Below are 17055 nucleotides of genomic sequence, written 5' to 3'. Positions count from 1 at the left end.
GTTGTATATTTATAGGGTCAATCCTAGAAAAGACGGGGTGAGGTCCATGATAGCTGTCCAAAAACTGCGTGTGGAATACAGGGAGAATCCGCTGGGGCTGGATATCCGTTATCCAAGAATCAGCTGGCAGATGAGAGCGGATGAGCGTGATGTGAGGCAGCAGGCCTATCAGATTCAGATTGCAGGTGAACAGGATTTCGGCAGCAGCTTATTATGGGATTCAGGCCGGGTGGAGTCCGGGGAGTCTCTGCATCTGGAGCTGAAGGAGCTGGAGCTGCAGTCCAGGCAGCGGTATTATTACCGGATTACCCTATGGGACCAGCAGAACCGGCAAACCGGGTGGTCGGAGACGGCCTGGTGGGAGATGGGACTGCTCTCGCCGGAGGAGTGGGAGGCAGAATGGATTACGGCTCCGCTGGCTTGTCTGGACGTTCACGCAGATCAAGTACCGCTGCTGCGCGGGAATTTCCGGGTGGACCGGCAGGTGACCAAGGCCAGAATATATGTGACCAGTCTCGGCCTGTATGAGCTGGAGCTGAACGGCGCAAGAGTCGGTGATGCGGTTCTGACCCCCGGCTGGACCAGCTATAGAGAGCGCCTCCAGTTCCAGACGTATGATATGACCGGGCAGCTGGCGGTGGGGAATAATGTCCTTGGCGCCTGGCTCGGGAACGGATGGTACAAAGGTAACCTGGGCTGGAATCAGCAAAAGCATCTCTATGGCGACCGTACGGCGCTGCTCTTGCAGCTTCATCTCACCTATGAGGATGGCGGGGAGCAGATCATCGGAACGGGCCCGCAGTGGAAGGTATCGCCGGGTCCGATTCTGATGTCGGAGCTGTATCATGGGGAGACCTATGATGCCCGCCTGGAGCAGCGCGGCTTCAGCCAGCCGGAGTACGACGACAAGGGCTGGGTGCCGGCGGAGATCCTTCCGTATACCAAACAGATTCTGCTCGCACAGGAGAATGTTCCGGTAAGGGCGGTGCAGGAATTGACACCGGTAGCCCTCATTCATACTCCGGCGGGTGAGACCGTGCTTGATCTGGGCCAGAATATGGTCGGCTGGCTGCGGTTCACGGTAGAAGGGGAGCCGGGGCAGGAATATCAGCTGCGGCATTTCGAGGTGCTGGATCAGGAGGGCAATGTCTACACCGAGAATCTCCGTACGGCCAGGCAGACGGTAACCTATATTGCCGCAGGCGGGGGCCAAGAGAGCTATCAGCCGCGATTCACCTTCCAGGGCTTCCGCTATGTGCAGCTTATCGGCTTCCCCGCGCAGCCTGAGTTACAGAATTTCACGGGTGTGGTTCTGCATTCGGATATGGAGCCGACCGGGACCTTCACCTGCTCCGATCCACTACTGAATCAGCTGCAGCACAATATCCTCTGGGGTCAAAAAGGCAATTTCGTCGATGTGCCGACCGATTGCCCGCAGCGGGACGAACGGCTCGGCTGGACCGGGGACGCGCAGATGTTCATCCGCACTTCAGCATATCTGATGAATGTGGCGCCCTTTTTCAGCAAATGGCTCAAAGATCTGTCAGCGGATCAGCAGGAGGACGGCGGAGTCCCATACGTGATTCCCCATGTGCTGGGGGAGAAGGAGTATTCCTCTGCGGCCTGGGGCGATGCGGCGGTCATCTGTCCGTGGACGATCTACCAGTGTTATGGCGATAAGCGGATTCTGGAGCAGCAATACAGCAGTATGCAGGGCTGGGTGGAGTATATCCGCCGGCAGGGAACGGATGAGTTCCTGTGGAATACCGGCGTCCATTTCGGAGACTGGCTGGGTCTGGACGCCAAGCCGGACAGTCATGTGGGGGCTACAGACAGCAATTATATCGCCACAGCCTTCTATGCCTATTCGGTTCAGCTCATGGAGAAGACCGCGAAGGTGCTGGGCCGGACAGAAGACGCACAGCATTACTCGCTGCTTCACAGCGGGGTCAAGGCTGCGTTCAATCAGGCGTTCATCATCCCGGCGGGAGAGGGCGGTGCAGCTACCCAGACGGCCTGTGTGCTGGCATTAATGTTCGGACTGGTCGAAGGGACGGCGAAGGAACATACGGTTGCGAGGCTTATCGGGCTGCTGGAAGAGAGCGGGTATCACCTGACAACAGGTTTTGTCGGCACACCTTATCTGAATCTGGTGCTGGCTGACGCGGGCCATATGGAGGCTGCCTACAAGCTTCTGCTGCAGACCGACTATCCGTCCTGGCTGTATCAGATCACCCGCGGGGCAACCACGATCTGGGAGCATTGGGACGGGATTAAGGAGGACGGCAGCTTCTGGAGCAAGAATATGAATTCCTTCAATCATTATGCTTACGGGGCGATAGGGGATTTCCTGTACCGTTATGTGGCCGGTATCGAGCAGATGGAGGATTATCCGGGCTATAAGCAGTTCCTGATCCAGCCTCATCCGGGGGGAGGACTGACCTCGGCTGCCGCCGGACTGGAATCCATGTACGGGAAGATCCGTTCCGAATGGACGATAGCTTCCGGCCGGATAGAGCTGATCGCCGTAGTTCCGCCGAATACCTCGGCTACTGTGTATCTGCCGGACGCGGCGCTGCCCGGGGTGCTGGAGAGCGGGCAGCAGCTTCAGCAGGTCCGCGGCATTCATTCCGCAGAGCAGCTAGCGCAGGCGGTGAAGCTTACGCTAGGCTCGGGGGAGTACAGATTTGAATATACCTTTCAAAAGTGAGCGGAGTACAGAGTTCCTGAGAAATGACGGGACTCTGTTTTTTTTGTAAATATAAGGTCCCCACACTTGCAATTGTGCAGTATAAAATATATTATAGATAAATAAAGTCTGTGATTGAACCAAAGTCCATATGTAAGGTGGAACAAGACATGAAATACTCCAAGGCAACGAACTACGCGCTGCACACGATGCTGTTCCTGGTGGCGCATACTCCCGATAAGCCGGTAGGGGTGCAGCAGCTTGCCGAGCGGCAGAACGTATCGCCTACGTATTTGTCCAAGATTCTGACCAAGCTGGTGAAGGCCGGGCTGATCGAATCTGCATCCGGGGCGAATGGCGGATACCGTCTGCGGCGCAAGCAGGAAGAGATCTCTTTCCTGGACATTATCCATGCCATTGAAGGCACAGCTTCGCTGTTCGACTGCACTCTGGACCATCCCAGTGAGTGTCTGATTCAGCAGGAGATGGTCAAGGCTGAAGGGCAGATGGAAGATTATTTGAGGGGCAAGATGATGTCCGAGCTTGCCGACAAAATGAGGTCCTGGCATTAAGTTCTGGCGTTAGGCTGTGTGCTGTTTTTTACAGCTATTCCCCGTTGAAACGGATACCGTCCCCTAAAGGGCGGTATAGCCGTTTTTACTTGGCGGGTTTTATAGATATTCAAAGTCTGTTAAGTCTGCATAAAAACATCAGGAGAGGATGAAGTAGTGATGAACAACTATTTATTCGATGCTAAAGTCTGGGAGAAGGCCTGGCAGGAAGATCCCAAGGCAATGGCCAACAGGTTCAAGAAGATGGGCATGGACCCGCACAAGAGCTTCGATCATAAGGCAGAGGTTTTTAACGAGGAGGTATTCAGCAGCGCCGGGAGGGACAGAAGCGAACGGATTATCAGCTGGATGGAAGGGCAGGGCGTGGACTTCAAAGGCTTAAGCGTACTGGATGTGGGTGCAGCTTCGGGCGGCTTCACCGTCCCTTTTATCGAGCGGGGGGCCAAGGTTACAGCGGTAGAGCCTAACGTTCCATTATCCGAGCTGTTTCTGAAGAACACTGCCGGAGCGGCTCCCGGGCAGGTGGAGCTGGTGCGTGAAGCGTTTGAGCATATCGACATTGCCGCCCGGGGCTGGCTGAACGCCTTCGATCTGGTGTTTGTATCCATGTGTCCGGCCGTATTTGACTGGGAGAGCACGGAGAAGGTGATTAGCTGTGCCCGGCAATACTGTTATATCAGTACATCGGCGGGTGTTCAGGAGCATAGCCTGAAGAATGAAGTGCTGCAACTGCTGACCGGACAAGAGACTCATATGGAGTCTTCGGACATGGCTTATCTGCTTCAGCTGTTATATTTGAAGGGCTACAGCTATGAATCTATTGTAACCCGGGAAACAAAAAGCAAGGAGCTGCCGCTGGAGGCGGCTGTTGATGAGGTCATGGAGCTGCTGCCGCTGCATCAGCTGGACGGGACAGAGTCGGTCCGCAAGGCAGTGACGGACTATTTGCATACAGCGTATCCGGGGCAACAAGTGGTTATCCGCCAAGGCGGACGGTTCGGCAAGGTGCTGATCAAGCTGCAGGACCTGAATATGTACAGCAGGGCAGCAGCGAAGTTGTGACATTATAAGGGACATTACAGGAGCATAACTACATGAGATTGTCTTTCCATAGAAAGATGCTATCATAGAGAATAGATCCCCACGCGGGATCTATTTTACTATTCGGGAGGACTGAGGGCTATGAGGTTGAACAAGCGTATTTTCGAGCATGACCTGATGAAGAAAGTGGGTGAAATCTACTATGAGCCATAGTCTCGGAACGGTTTCTTTGCGCGAAGAGCTAGTACAGCAGCTGGTCTATCTTGATGAGCATAAATTCTCTATTCTGGACAGAGGCAAGTGGGAATCACCGGCTGAGCGGGCCGAGGTTCAGGCCATAATCAAGAATTATCAGGAGACGGTGGAGCGGATTCTGTCCGGTGACGGCGAAGCGCTTGAACGTTCCATAGTTCTGGTCGGGTCCCGCGTGTCGCTGCGGATTGGTCAGGAGACGCTGACGGAGACGTACCGGATCGTAATCCCCGGTGAAGCCGAGCTGGATGAATTCTGTATCTCCATCTGGTCTCCCATGGGCAGAGGGCTGCTGCTGGCATGTCCCGGGGATACCGTAACGATTCAGACCCCGTTCGGCAGTGATGAAGTACTGATTCTTGATAATGTGTATGAATAATTGAAGCTGGCAATAGAGCAAAAAGCAAGAGGCGTCCCCCTCATCCTATGATGATCGGGGACGCCTCTTTGCGTTTGTCTTGTGTTACAGGCTACAGCTCGTCAATCTCCCGCAGCCAGAGGGCGGCGGAAGCGTCGCTCGGCATCCGCCAGTCGCCGCGCGGCGAGAGGCTGACCGTACCGACCTTTGGCCCGTCCGGCAGGCAGGAGCGCTTGAACTGCTGGGTGAAGAAGCGGGTGACGAACACCTTCAGCCAGGCGATCAACTGCTCTCTGGGATAAGCTCCGCCGAAGGCGTGCTCGGCGAGATAGAGCATTTTGCCGGGGGAAGCGCCTGTACGCAGCATATAATACAAGAAGAAATCATGCACAATGTAAGGTCCCAGAATATTCTCGGTAAGCTGGACGATCTCTCCGGTGGCCGAAGGCGGCAGCAGCTCCGGGCTGATCCCGGTCTCGATGATGCTGTAGAGGAACTTGCCCGCTGTCTCATCCGCTTCGTGATCCGCATACCAGGCGACGACATACTGGATCAGTGTCTTCGGAATACCCGAATTGACGCTGTACATGGACATATGGTCCCCGTTATAGGTGCACCAGCCCAGCGCCAGCTCGGACAAGTCGCCCGTGCCGATGACAATGCCGCCGTTCTTGTTGGCCAGATCCATCAGAATCTGTGTGCGCTCGCGGGCTTGCACATTCTCGTACGTCACGTCATGCACATCTTTGTCATGGCCAATGTCCTCGAAATGCTGGAGGCAGGCGGCTTTGATGTCAACGACCTTAAGCGAGGCGCCGAGTGCCTTGATCAAGCCTACGGCATTGTCGTAGGTCCGGCTTGTTGTGCCAAAGCCGGGCATCGTGACGGCAAGCACATCGCTGGCCGGACGCCCGAGCAGCTCCATCGCCCGCACGGCAACCAGCAGCGCAAGCGTCGAGTCGAGGCCGCCCGAGATGCCGATCACGGCCTGCTTGGTGCCGATGTGGCGGATACGCTTCATCAGGCCGGAGGTCTGAATCGAGAGGATCTCCTGACAGCGTTCGTCCCGCTGGAGCGGATTGCCCGGTACGAACGGATTGACGCCTACGGACCGCTTCAGCTCCCGGCGGCTCTTCCCGCTGACCGGCGAAGCGTAGAGCAGCTCGCGGTAATTGCGGCCGCCCTTGCCGGCACGGAACGTTCCCATCACGGTGCGGGAATATTGCAGCCGGGGCAGGTCGATGTCGGCGGTTATCATCCGGCTCTCATGGGTGAAGCGTTCTGATTCGGCCAAGAGCTGGCCGTTCTCTGCGATCAGCGAATGTCCGCCGAAGACCACATCCGTTGTTGATTCGCCGGTATTGCAGCTTGCATAGACATACCCGGCCACACAGGAAGCGGATTGGCTGCCCACCAGCTGGCGGCGGTAATCAGCCTTGCCGACCAGCTCATTGCTGGCAGACGGATTGAACAGCAGCGTGGCCCCGGCCTGGGCGAGAAGGCTGCTTGGCGGAACCGGCACCCAGAGATCCTCGCAGATCTCAACGCCAAAGGAGAGATTACCGTTACTCTCACAGGCAAAAATCAGGTCATTGCCTACCGGCACTACAGCACCGCCGATCCGCAGCTCGGACACTTCCAGCTCCTCGGCACCGGCGAACCAGCGCGGCTCGTAGAATTCGCTATACCCGGGAATGCAGGTCTTCACAACCAGCCCGAGAATCCGGCCTTGCTGGAGGACCGCCGCACAGTTAAACAGCCTGCTCTTAATGGATACCGGCAGACCGGCAATGACGATCACCCGATGCTCTGCCGTTGCGGCAGTGATCCGGAGCAGAGCTTCAAGTGCAGCGTCCAGCAATGTAGGCTGCAGGAACAGATCCGCACAGCTGTAGCCGGTGATGCACAGCTCAGGGAGTACCAGGTACTCCACCTCCTGAGCGCGGGCTGAATGAATAACTTCAATAATCTGGTCTGCATTGAATACGCAGTCGGCCACCCGTAGCTCCGGGGAGGCGGCGGCGACTCTGGCGAATCCGTAATTCTGCATTCATTTCACCTGTCCTTTACCTGTTGCTTATGTTGAAGTACATTATCTAATAATTGTACCCATCATTTGGCACCGGTAACAAGCAGGGATTTGGACAAGCGCTTCCATTTGGCTTCAGCCGGGTATACACTAATATAACAATCTGGAATTTGACCGAGAGGAAGGGAGTATACAGTTATGCCTTTAGCAGGAAGAGAACTAATCGAAGAGATCCGGGCCACCGCGGTGCCCTATGGCTGTCTGGCCGTCTGGTTTCTGGGACAAGCCAGTGTCATTATCAAGGGAGCGGAGGTGACGGTGTATATTGATCCTTATGTATCACCGAACCCGGACCGGACCTTCCCGCCGCCGGCCCTGTCCGGGGAGATTACGAATATGGACGTCTGCCTGATTACCCATGACCATTCGGATCATCTGGATGAAGAAGCATTGCCTGTGCTTGCCGGGCTGAATCCGGGGGCGAAGTTCATGGCTCCGGCAGTCTGCCTGGAGCGTCTGCAGGAACTGGGCATTCCGCAGGAGCGGCTTACCGCTGCTGTGCCTGCCGATGCAGCAGAACCTGCCCATGGTCTGAAGGTCTTTCCGGTTGCAGCGGCTCATGAGGAGCTGGAGCGCGATGAGCAGGGCCATCCCAAGTACGTCGGCTATATCCTGGAGCTGAACGGAGTCACGCTGTATCACGCCGGGGATACAGTTCTGTTCCCTGAGCTGATTGAAGAGGTCGGCAGCCGGAAGATTGACCTGGCGCTGCTGCCGATTAACGGACGCGACTATTACCGGGGCAGCCGCCATATTGTCGGCAATATGAATTACCGGGAGGCGGCGGAGTTCGCGGCGACCTCCGGTTTTGAGACGGTCATCCCGCTGCATTATGACCTGTTCGCCGGCAATGCGGAGAATCCGGGATATTTCGTGGATCACCTGTACCGCCATTTCCCGGAGCAGAAGTTCCATATGATGGCTAGAGCGGAACGGTTTGTCTATGTTTCGGCTCAGGCTTTCCAGAACAAGCGTTAAGTCTTCAACCCTGTACAGCAGGATAGAGCAGAGAAACCTGATATTTGCTGAGGAACTCAATCCATTCCCCGGACGGCTGCTGATCGGTGACGATATAATCAACCTTGTCGAAGCTGAACAGCCGGATGAAGGCGATCCGGTCGAATTTGGAATGGTCCGCCAGAAGTACAACTTTGCTCGCCTGCTGCTGCATTAGTACCTTAAGCTCGGTCTCCGCTTCGTTGGAATCGCAGAGTCCGCCGGTCATGGAGAGCGCCTTGCAGCTGAAGATCGCCACATCCACATTATATTTCAGAATGGTCTGTGAAGCCGTCGGACCTACGAAGGAGCTGGTCTCCGGCCCCAATATGCCCCCCGTGGAGATAAGCTTCTGCCCGGAATGCTGGAACTCTGACAATACCGCCAGGGAATTGGTGATGATGGTCAGATTTTTTTTGTCCTCTACGATTCTCCGCAAGCCTTCAAAAGCCGTCGTGCTGGTGTCCGTCATCACACTGTCACCGTCATTGATCAGCTCCAGCAGACATGCGGCAATGAGCCGCTTCGCCTCAAGGTTGACCTGATGCCTGTGAGAGTAGGAGGGGTCCTCGTTGGTATGGGCATTCAGAATAGCCCCGCCGTAATTCTTCTTGGCAATGCCCTCTTTATCCAGCCGGTCGAGATCGCGCCGGATCGTCTCCTCCGACACCTTGAATTTCTGTGCGAGGTCCGCTACGTGGACTTTTTTGTGCCTATAGAGTTCGTTAATGACCAGATCCCGCCGTTCAAAAGCCTTCATATCGTTGCCCACCCTTAGTTACATAGTTCTATTGCTTATAACTACTAGTGTACTACAACCCGCCACAAAACATAAACCATTCAAACAGCAATAATCCCACACTATATTCAGATTATATCACATAAATCCACATAAAAATCAAATTATAATGTGGAATAGTGTTGACTTTAAGGGGTTGGAAATCTATGATGGAGAAGAAAAAGATTAGTCGGCGGGCAATAGCCATAGTATGCAGACAGCAGCAGGCTGTATTTGATAGCGCTTACTAATCGGAGTGTGCAGCTCCAATGTAATTATTTTATCCAATCATCTATTCATTCACGGGGAGGAACAGCAGTGACAGCACATTATCCGAAGATTGGTATCCGGCCTACGATTGACGGCAGAAGACGCGGGGTACGTGAATCGCTGGAGGCCCAGACGATGGGCATGGCGCAGCGCGTGGCAGCATTTTTGCAGGAGCATTTATATTATCCGGATGGTTCTCAGGTGGAATGTATTATTGCCGATTCTACGATTGGCGGCGTGAAGGAAGCGGCGGCGGCGGCGCAGAAGTTCGCAGGTGCGGGAGTAGGCGTATCCATTACTGTGACTCCGTGCTGGTGTTATGGTTCAGAGACGATGGACATGGATGCTTCGATCCCGCATGCGGTATGGGGATTCAACGGAACGGAGCGCCCTGGAGCGGTGTATCTGGCGGCTGTTCTGTCTGCTTATGCGCAAAAAGGCATTCCCGCCTTCGGGATCTACGGGGAGGATGTCCAGGAATCCAGCAGCGAGGAGATCCCGGCTGATGTGCAGGTGAAGCTGCTGCAATTCGCAAGATCCGCGCTGGCGGCCGCCCTGATGAAAGGCAAGTCGTATCTGTCGATGGGCTCCGTGTCCATGGGAATCGCCGGTTCCATCGTGAACGAGCAGTTTTTCCAGGAGTATCTTGGCATGCGCAATGAGTATATTGACATGTCTGAATATGTACGGAGATTTGAGGAAGGGATCTATGATCCTGAGGAATTCACGCGGGCACTGGCCTGGGTGAAGGACAACTGCCGTGTGGGAGCGGACAATAACCCGCCGCATCTGCAGCTCAGTGAAGAGATTAAGGAAGAACAGTGGGAGACCTGTGTCAAAATGGCGCTGATTGCCCGCGATCTGATGATCGGCAACCCGGAGCTTGCGAAGCTCGGCTTCGAGGAAGAAGCGAATGGGCACAATGCCCTGCTGGGCGGCTTCCAGGGTCAGCGTCAATGGACAGACCACTTCCCGAACGGTGATTTCATGGAGACGATTCTGAACTCCTCATTCGACTGGAACGGCAGACGGGCGCCTTATATTGTCGCTACCGAGAATGACAGCCTGAACGGGGTCACGATGCTGTTCAATTATCTGCTGACGAACACGGCGCAGATTTTTGCCGATGTGCGTACGTTCTGGAGTCCGGCGGCCGTGAAGCGCGTGACCGGCTATGAGCTGGAGGGAGTTGCGGCAGGCGGTCTGCTGCATCTGATCAATTCCGGCTCGGCGGCGCTGGACGGCACCGGGGAGCAGAGCATGGACGGCAAACCGGCCATCAAGCCGTTCTGGGACATCACGGATGAAGAAGCGGTTGCCTGTCTCGCGCAGACCCAGTTCCGCCCGGCCTCGCAGGAATATTTCCGGGGAGGCGGCTTCTCCACAGACTATCTGACCAAAGGCGGAATGCCGGTTACGATGGCCCGGCTGAATCTGGTCAAAGGCCTGGGACCTGTCCTCCAGCTGGTGGAGGGCTTCACTGTGGAGCTGCCGGGAGAAGTGCATGATACGCTCGATCAGAGAACGGACCCGACCTGGCCGACGACCTGGTTCGCGCCCAAGCTGACAGGCAAAGGCTCCTTCCAGTCTGTATATGATGTAATGAATAATTGGGGCGCCAATCACGGAGCAATCAGCTACGGGCATATCGGAGCGGATCTGATTACGCTGGCCTCGATCCTGCGGATTCCGGTCAGTATGCATAATGTGGAAGAATCGCGTATTTTCCGCCCGCGCGTCTGGTCGCTGTTCGGCACAGAGGATCTGGAGAGTGCCGATTACAGAGCCTGCCGTAACTTTGGCCCGCTCTACTAAATTTTCAAAGTGAAGCAGGTGTGCAGATAATGGATGACAACGGAATTAAGCTGCTGGCCATTGACCTTGGGGCAAGCTCCGGCAGAGTTATGCTGGGCAGCTTCGCGGACGGAAAAGTGGAGGTGGAGGAAATCCACCGTTTTCCTAATGGTCCTGTAGAGGTTGCAGGACAGCTGCACTGGGATGTGCAGCAGCTGCTGCAGGAGATGAAGCAGGGAATAGCTGCGGCTGCCGGAAGATACGGGCCGCTCCAGTCGCTAAGTGTTGATACCTGGGGGGTCGATTACGGTCTCCTGGATGATCAGGGCGAGCTGCTGTATGCCCCGCATCATTACAGGGACCAGCGGATGGAGGGTATCGCTTCAGTCCTGGAGACGGCCCTGCCTCCCGGAGAACAATTCAAACTGACGGGCAACCAGTCCAGCCTGATTAATACGGTATATCAATTATTTGCTGATCTTCAGGGGAATCCGGGGCTGCGGGGTACGGCCAGGCAGCTGCTGATGATGCCCGATCTGTTCCATTATATGTTCAGCGGCGTTACAGCCGCCGAGCAGACGATCTGGAGCACCAGCGGTCTGCTGAATGCGGACTCAACGGCACCTTCGGAGGAAGTGCTGCGCAGGCTGGAGCTGCCGGCGGAGCTGATCCCCCGGCTGGTTCCGGCTGGCACCGTGCTGGGGGAACTCCGGCCTGCCCTCCAGGAAGAGCTCGGCACCGGCCCGCTCAAGATCATTGCCGGGGCTTCGCATGATACGGCTTCCGCCGTGGCTTCCATCCCGTATGACTCTGGCTCTGCCGGTACTGACCGCATTAGCGGCCTCAATCCTCCGCAGCCAGCCGCCGCGTTCATTAGCTGCGGTACCTGGTCGCTGGTAGGCCTGGAGACCACGGAGCCTGTGCTGAGCGATGAAGCCTTCGCCTGCGGATTCACGAATGAGAGCTGCTTCGGCGGCACGAACCGGCTGCTTAAGAATATCACCGGCCTCTGGCTGCTGCAGGAGACCCAGCGGAGCTGGGCCGAAGCGGGGGAGCCGCTCACCCATCAGGAGGCAGCGGAGCTTGCTGTGAATCTGGACCGTTCCAAGGCGGATATTGCCATTCTGGACCCGAATGATCCCCTCTTCAGCACACCGGGGGATATGCCGCTGCGGATCGAATCTTACTGTATCCGCACCGGACAGCCGGTGCCGCAGACCCGTGCGGAGATCATCCGTTCCGTTCTGGAGAGCCTGGCCTTGTCATACGCAGGCACGATCCGCGAGCTGGAGGCCATTACAGGCCGCCCGGTGAGCTGCATTCACATGGTCGGCGGAGGCATCCAGAACAAGCTGCTGTGCCAGCTTACTGCGGATGCCACCGGCAAAGAAGTCATCGCCGGACCGGTAGAAGCGAGTGCAATCGGTAACATCGTGGTGCAATTGACGGCGCTGGGAGCTATCGAAGCCCCGGAAGCCCGGAGAGTTGTAGCCCGTTCCTGCACGCCCGTCCGGTATCAGCCGGCTGTAACTAATTATTTCTACCCACTGTAATCAAGGAGGCAATTATGAATAAGCATGAAGAAGAATTGCGGCGGCTAATCTGTGATATCGGCCGGAATCTGTTCAACAAGGACTTCATTGCGGCCAATGACGGCAACATCTCGGCCCGCCTGTCGGCAACCGAGGTGCTTGCTTCGCCAACCGGAGTCAGCAAAGGCTATCTGCAGCCGCATATGCTCGTCAAAGTAAATCTGCAGGGTGACATCCTGGAAGCGGCGGAGGGCTACCGGCCGTCCACAGAAGTGAAGATGCACCTGAAGATTTACAATGAATTGCCCGAAATGGGCGGCGTGGTTCATGCGCATCCTCCGTACGCGACCGCTTTTGCGATCAAAGGTGAAGCCCTGGACAAGATGATGATGCCTGAATCGGTAATAGCCATGGGGGATATTCCACTGGCGGTATACGGGACGCCTTCAACCGAAGAAATCCCGGATTCGCTAACCCCCTTCCTTGGCAAGAAAACCGCAGTTCTGCTGGAGAGTCACGGGGCCCTGACCTGGGGCAAGGATGTAATGGCTGCTTACATGAACATGGAGCGGCTTGAATATACAGCGAAGCTGACCTTCCTTACCCGCATGATCGGCGGAGAGCGTGAGCTGCCGCAACACCGGATTGATGAGCTGGTAGCCTTGAGGTCGTTCTACGGAATGTGATCAGGGAGAGGAACGGAGGGAAGGTTATGCTCAAAAAAATACCCAAGCTGCTCTCCCCGGAGCTCGTCCGCACCCTGATGGAGATGGGCCACGGGGATGAACTGGTCCTGGCGGATGCCAACTATCCGGGACATGCGCTGCATTCCAGAGTCTTAAGAGCTGACGGAATCGGCATTCCCGAACTGCTGGATGCCATCCTGGAGCTGCTCCCGCTGGATCATTATGCCCCGGCTCAGGCAGCCTTCATGGCTGTAGTGGAGGGGGACCCCACGGTTCCGGTGATATGGGAGAGGTACAAGGAGATTCTAACCCGGCATGACCGCGCAGCGCAGATCGAATATGAAGAACGTTTCGACTTCTATAACCGCTCCAAGAGCAGCTATGCCATTCTGATCACCGGGGAAGAAGCGCTGTACGGGAATATTATTCTCAAAAAAGGCGTAATCTCCCCTGCCGCCGGGGAATAACGCAGCTTCCGTCTGCGTTCCGGCAGAGGACCTAATGAACGCTGCAGCGGGCTCTGCAAACACAATAATGTGTCTCGATGAAATGTTGTATATTTTGCAATTTGCTGTCCCGAATAACCGTAGCTGGGGGATGATTGTTGCAGGAAATGCAGGAATTGTCTCCGCCAAACTGCTTATTAGCAGAAGAATGCTGACATTGGTGCAACAATTCTACCAGAGACGTTATCCGTCAGGAGAAGAGTTGCAGTCTGTGCAGCATTTTAATTGCAAATATGAAAATAGCACCCAAAATGCCCCGTTCGCCAAATAGGCCGGGGCATTTTCTTTTTATTCCTGCTGAAACGGGTACGTCCTTTATAAGGTATAAGGACGGCGTAGTCGTTTCGGCTTAGAACGGGTTTTACCATTTAAAGCTCATCATACAATCTCCGCAGGAATTGCGCGCTGTCCTGTAGATTCGCTTCAGGAGTACTCTCCAGCAGGCCATGGATATGCGGACGCTTATACTTCATGTAGCGGAGCAGCGGAGCGAAATTCAGCATTCCCTGTCCGGCAGGGACGATGGTGATAACGCCGCCCAGTACTGTGAAATCCTTCAGATGCAGGACAGCGATCCGGTCGCCCAGCAGCTCAAGCGCGTCTGCAACGATCTGCTCCTGCTGAAGGTAATTCTCTGCCGTCATCAGATTCGCAGCATCCAGAATGATCTGCAGATTATTAGACGGCACCTCATCGAGCAGCCGCCGGGTTAGCTGTGCCGTATAGAGCGGATGATTGATGCCTGCTTCGATGCCGACAGTCACCCCGAATCTCTCGGCTTCCGCAACCATGGCTGTAACCGACTCCACCACCTGTTGAAAGGCTTCCTCTGTGAAATTATCCGTTGTATATCCCTGACCTACACTGCCTGTCTCCGTCCCCACCAGACTTGCGCCGAAGTCACGGGCCAGCCGCAGATGGGTGCTGAAGTCGCTCAATGCCTGTGTGCGCCTGGCAGGATCGGAATCAATGATATTGACATAACAGCCGAGGACGGCAATCCGGATACCGGCTTGTCTGAAGGCATCGCCATAATAGGCGGCAGCCCCCGGACTCAGGGCGCCCAGTCCAGCCACACTCTCCGGAAAAGACTTATGCAGCGCAAATTGAATCGCCGGGAAGCCATGCTCCTTCAGCTTATCCACCAGCTGCGGCAACGGACATGGGTTGAAGTCGTGGGCACGGACGCCCAAGTGAAACGGAACGGTCATTAGGTATCTCCTTTGAGTTCAGTCCTTAAGTTGGTGCAAAGCGGTTATTCTTCGCAAATAAGGCCGCTTGTGTCCTTAAGGTCCACAGGCGGCCCAATTCGTTATCCAAGAGAAGCCGTGTAACACGCTACACCCTTAGATACGGCTGTAGCCCGGCAAGCGCCGAAGACTGAGAAGCGGACTCTACAAGCGCTTCAGCCACCAGGGCTGCGATCTTCTGCGCCCCGGCCTGGGAGAAATGTGTGTCATCCGCAATGCCATCCGGGTAGTTGGGGCGATTGTCCGGCGGCAGATGCATGAACAGCTCCATTGAAGCTCCCGCTCCCATTGTGCGGTAGAGCTGCTGGGAGGCGGCAAAAATATCGAGCAGAGGGGTTCCGGTCTCCACTGCAACCTCACGCATGACCTGTGGATAGAGCCCGACCGCTTGCGGGTCAGGTTCACCGTCCGCGGTGAAGCGGCGGCGGCTGACAGAGGTCAGCAGCAGGGGGAACGCTTCCCGGCTGCGGGCGGAATCAATGAAGCTCTTGAGATTCTGGCGGTATTCGGTATGCGGCTCCGTGTAACGAAGAGGGTCCTCAAGCTTCTGGTCATTATGGCCGAATTGGATCAGCAGGAAGTCCCCGGGAAGGAGATCCCGCTCCAGATCTGTAAGTCTGCCCTCAGCAAGGAAGGAGCGTGTGCTCCGTCCGTTCACCGCACGGTTCATAATCCGCACCTCCCGGCTGACATACGCCTGGAGGAATTCGCCCCATCCGGCCATCGGCCATTCCCCGCCGCTCTTCTGGGCAGCGGTTGAGTCTCCGGCGATATAGATTGTCGGCATTTTCAACAGCCCTCCATCTAGACGGGAAGCCCGGCTTCGCTGCCTGCAGTCTGGAATCCGAAATACCCGGCGGCGTTATTATAGGAGATATCCTCGACCATTGCACCCAGTAGCTCAAGATCGTCCGGCGCTTCACCGCGTTCTGCGAGTTCACCGAGCAGCCCGCACAGCACCCGGCGGAAATATTCATGCCGGGTATAGGAGAGGAAGCTGCGCGAATCGGTCAGCATCCCGACGAAGTTACCCAGCAGGCTGCCTTCAGCCAGCAGGGTCAGCTGATGGCGCATGCCGCTGCGCGTATCATTGTACCACCAGCCGGACCCGAGCTGGAGCTTGCCGGGAGTATCCTTCTGGTAACAGCCCAGCAGAGCCAGCAGGGACGGGTAATCGCCGGGATTCAGCGAGTACAGAATCGTCTTCGGCAGCCCGCTGCCGCTCTCGGCCCGGTCAAGCAGCTGCGACAGCGCAGTGGTCAGCGGCAGATCATTAATCCCGTCATATCCGGTATCCGGTCCAAGCTTCTGGAACATCGGCGTATTGTTATTGCGGTAAGCATGGAGATGCAGCTGCATGGTCCAGCCTTTGGCCTGATAGAAGCCGATCAGCGCCGTCAGCAGTTCTGTGCGGTAGAGCGTGATTTCCTGTGGCGAGAGCGGCTCACCCTGCAGTCTTTTGGCGAAAATAGCTTCAACGGCTTCCGGCTCACCCGCCTCATAACGCAGCACATCCAGCGCATGGTCCGACAGGCGGCAGCCGTTCTCGTGGAAGAACTCCACACGGCTACGCAGGGTATCCAGCAGCGCCGCATAGCTCTTGACCGGCTGGCCGGAGGCCAGCTCCAGCTTGCCGATCCAGGCTCCGAAGCCTTCGGCGTCGATGTTCAGCGCCTTGTCAGGCCGGAAGGTCGGGAACACCTGGAAGGCGGTCTCACTATCTCTCAGCAGCTTGTGGTACTCCAGCGAATCGGCAGGGTCATCGGTAGTACAGATGATCTTCACACCGCTGCTGCGGATCAGGCCGCGCCGGGTGAAGGCCGGTTCCGCAAGCTTGCGGTTCACCTTCTCCCAGATGGCCGGAGCTGAGGCTTCGTTCAGCAGCTCCTCCACGCCGAAGAACCGGCGCAGCTCCAGATGGGTCCAGCTGTATAGCGGGTTGCCCACCGCTTTGGGAAGCGTGCGGGCCCAGGCCAGAAATTTATCGTAATCAGAGGCGTCGCCGGTGATATGCGATTCAGGGACACCGTTGGCGCGCATCAGCCGCCATTTGTAATGGTCACCGTAGAGCCAGGCGGCGGTCACGTTCTCGAATGGCTGATCTTCATAGATTTCGCGCGGGTCCAGATGACAGTGGTAGTCGATAATCGGCATGGTTTTGGCATGGTTATGATAGAGCTGCCGCGCCGTTTCGCCGGATAACATGAAGTCCTCGTTTAGAAACATGGATAGGATCTCCCTT

At 56.2% G+C, this 17055-nt stretch carries 15 protein-coding genes; 10 read left to right on the top strand and 5 right to left on the bottom strand.

Features of this window, described 5'->3' with window-relative positions; all coding sequences use genetic code 11:
- Nucleotides 1-46 precede the first annotated feature (46 nt).
- The 4 genes from KDC22_RS22220 to KDC22_RS22205 all read left to right on the top strand — a co-directional run bounded on the left by KDC22_RS22220 (nucleotide 47) and on the right by KDC22_RS22205 (nucleotide 4933).
- A complete protein-coding gene (locus tag KDC22_RS22220) occupies nucleotides 47-2710 on the top strand; it encodes a glycoside hydrolase family 78 protein (RefSeq protein ID WP_173129798.1) in 2664 nt (887 codons plus the stop codon).
- Nucleotides 2711-2859: 149 nt separating this feature from the next.
- Nucleotides 2860-3261 (top strand): RrF2 family transcriptional regulator, encoded by a 402-nt coding sequence (locus KDC22_RS22215; RefSeq protein WP_211720338.1) that lies wholly within the window; start codon nucleotides 2860-2862, stop codon nucleotides 3259-3261.
- Nucleotides 3262-3420: 159 nt separating this feature from the next.
- Entirely contained in the window at nucleotides 3421-4323 is a 903-nt protein-coding gene (locus KDC22_RS22210; protein WP_211720337.1) for a class I SAM-dependent methyltransferase, read from the top strand.
- 208 nt (nucleotides 4324-4531) lie between these two features.
- Complete coding sequence (locus KDC22_RS22205) at nucleotides 4532-4933, top strand: GreA/GreB family elongation factor (protein ID WP_211720336.1); 402 nt, start codon at nucleotides 4532-4534, stop codon at nucleotides 4931-4933.
- A 91-nt stretch (nucleotides 4934-5024) separates the two neighbouring features.
- On the opposite strand, the gene KDC22_RS22200 is transcribed toward KDC22_RS22205, so the two are convergent.
- Nucleotides 5025-6962 (bottom strand): NAD(+) synthase, encoded by a 1938-nt coding sequence (locus KDC22_RS22200; protein ID WP_211720335.1) that lies wholly within the window; start codon nucleotides 6960-6962, stop codon nucleotides 5025-5027.
- 177 nt (nucleotides 6963-7139) lie between these two features.
- On the opposite strand from KDC22_RS22200, the gene KDC22_RS22195 reads away from it, so the two are divergent.
- Nucleotides 7140-7979 (top strand): MBL fold metallo-hydrolase, encoded by an 840-nt coding sequence (locus tag KDC22_RS22195; protein ID WP_211720334.1) that lies wholly within the window; start codon nucleotides 7140-7142, stop codon nucleotides 7977-7979.
- A 4-nt stretch (nucleotides 7980-7983) separates the two neighbouring features.
- Here the strand turns inward: KDC22_RS22195 and KDC22_RS22190 are convergent, their stop codons facing one another.
- Complete coding sequence (locus KDC22_RS22190) at nucleotides 7984-8757, bottom strand: DeoR/GlpR family DNA-binding transcription regulator (protein WP_211720333.1); 774 nt, start codon at nucleotides 8755-8757, stop codon at nucleotides 7984-7986.
- A gap of 336 nt (nucleotides 8758-9093) precedes the next feature.
- Between KDC22_RS22190 and KDC22_RS22185 the strand changes: the two genes are divergently transcribed.
- The 5 genes from KDC22_RS22185 to KDC22_RS22165 are packed head-to-tail and all read left to right on the top strand — an operon-like array spanning nucleotide 9094 to nucleotide 13834.
- Complete coding sequence (locus KDC22_RS22185) at nucleotides 9094-10860, top strand: L-fucose isomerase (RefSeq protein ID WP_211720332.1); 1767 nt, start codon at nucleotides 9094-9096, stop codon at nucleotides 10858-10860.
- A gap of 29 nt (nucleotides 10861-10889) precedes the next feature.
- On the top strand, nucleotides 10890-12392 hold the full coding sequence (locus KDC22_RS22180; protein WP_211720331.1) for a rhamnulokinase: 1503 nt from the start codon (nucleotides 10890-10892) through the stop codon (nucleotides 12390-12392).
- A gap of 14 nt (nucleotides 12393-12406) precedes the next feature.
- The gene (locus KDC22_RS22175) at nucleotides 12407-13057 is read left to right on the top strand and encodes a class II aldolase/adducin family protein (protein WP_173129776.1); all 651 of its coding nucleotides are present in this window, start codon (nucleotides 12407-12409) and stop codon (nucleotides 13055-13057) included.
- Between the two features lie 26 nt (nucleotides 13058-13083).
- Nucleotides 13084-13524, top strand: coding sequence for an L-fucose mutarotase (gene fucU, locus KDC22_RS22170; RefSeq protein WP_211720330.1), 441 nt, complete (start codon nucleotides 13084-13086; stop codon nucleotides 13522-13524).
- A 34-nt stretch (nucleotides 13525-13558) separates the two neighbouring features.
- Nucleotides 13559-13834 (top strand): hypothetical protein, encoded by a 276-nt coding sequence (locus KDC22_RS22165; RefSeq protein ID WP_211720329.1) that lies wholly within the window; start codon nucleotides 13559-13561, stop codon nucleotides 13832-13834.
- 97 nt (nucleotides 13835-13931) lie between these two features.
- Here the strand turns inward: KDC22_RS22165 and KDC22_RS22160 are convergent, their stop codons facing one another.
- The 3 genes from KDC22_RS22160 to uxaC all read right to left on the bottom strand — a co-directional run bounded on the left by KDC22_RS22160 (nucleotide 13932) and on the right by uxaC (nucleotide 17039).
- Entirely contained in the window at nucleotides 13932-14774 is an 843-nt protein-coding gene (locus KDC22_RS22160) for a sugar phosphate isomerase/epimerase family protein (RefSeq protein ID WP_211720328.1), read from the bottom strand.
- A 127-nt stretch (nucleotides 14775-14901) separates the two neighbouring features.
- On the bottom strand, nucleotides 14902-15600 hold the full coding sequence (locus tag KDC22_RS22155; RefSeq protein WP_211720327.1) for a rhamnogalacturonan acetylesterase: 699 nt from the start codon (nucleotides 15598-15600) through the stop codon (nucleotides 14902-14904).
- 17 nt (nucleotides 15601-15617) lie between these two features.
- Nucleotides 15618-17039, bottom strand: coding sequence for a glucuronate isomerase (gene uxaC, locus KDC22_RS22150; protein ID WP_211720326.1), 1422 nt, complete (start codon nucleotides 17037-17039; stop codon nucleotides 15618-15620).
- Nucleotides 17040-17055: the final 16 nt, after the last annotated feature.

It is taken from the genome of Paenibacillus tritici, assembly GCF_018207515.1.
Classification (GTDB): Bacteria; Bacillota; Bacilli; order Paenibacillales; family Paenibacillaceae; genus Paenibacillus_AQ; species Paenibacillus_AQ tritici.
This window is presented reverse-complemented; position numbering and strand designations above follow the sequence as displayed.

Excerpts from the sequence above, each read along its gene's own strand:
- KDC22_RS22220 (WP_173129798.1), top strand. The coding sequence starts at position 47 with ATGATAGCTGTCCAAAAACTGCGTGTGGAATACAGGGAGAATCCGCTG.
- KDC22_RS22215 (WP_211720338.1), top strand. The coding sequence starts at position 2,860 with ATGAAATACTCCAAGGCAACGAACTACGCGCTGCACACGATGCTGTTC.
- KDC22_RS22210 (WP_211720337.1), top strand. The coding sequence starts at position 3,421 with ATGAACAACTATTTATTCGATGCTAAAGTCTGGGAGAAGGCCTGGCAG.
- KDC22_RS22200 (WP_211720335.1), bottom strand. The coding sequence starts at position 6,962 with ATGCAGAATTACGGATTCGCCAGAGTCGCCGCCGCCTCCCCGGAGCTA.
- KDC22_RS22195 (WP_211720334.1), top strand. The coding sequence starts at position 7,140 with ATGCCTTTAGCAGGAAGAGAACTAATCGAAGAGATCCGGGCCACCGCG.
- KDC22_RS22190 (WP_211720333.1), bottom strand. The coding sequence starts at position 8,757 with ATGAAGGCTTTTGAACGGCGGGATCTGGTCATTAACGAACTCTATAGG.
- KDC22_RS22180 (WP_211720331.1), top strand. The coding sequence starts at position 10,890 with ATGGATGACAACGGAATTAAGCTGCTGGCCATTGACCTTGGGGCAAGC.
- KDC22_RS22175 (WP_173129776.1), top strand. The coding sequence starts at position 12,407 with ATGAATAAGCATGAAGAAGAATTGCGGCGGCTAATCTGTGATATCGGC.
- fucU (WP_211720330.1), top strand. The coding sequence starts at position 13,084 with ATGCTCAAAAAAATACCCAAGCTGCTCTCCCCGGAGCTCGTCCGCACC.
- KDC22_RS22165 (WP_211720329.1), top strand. The coding sequence starts at position 13,559 with ATGAACGCTGCAGCGGGCTCTGCAAACACAATAATGTGTCTCGATGAA.
- KDC22_RS22160 (WP_211720328.1), bottom strand. The coding sequence starts at position 14,774 with ATGACCGTTCCGTTTCACTTGGGCGTCCGTGCCCACGACTTCAACCCA.
- KDC22_RS22155 (WP_211720327.1), bottom strand. The coding sequence starts at position 15,600 with ATGCCGACAATCTATATCGCCGGAGACTCAACCGCTGCCCAGAAGAGC.
- uxaC (WP_211720326.1), bottom strand. The coding sequence starts at position 17,039 with ATGTTTCTAAACGAGGACTTCATGTTATCCGGCGAAACGGCGCGGCAG.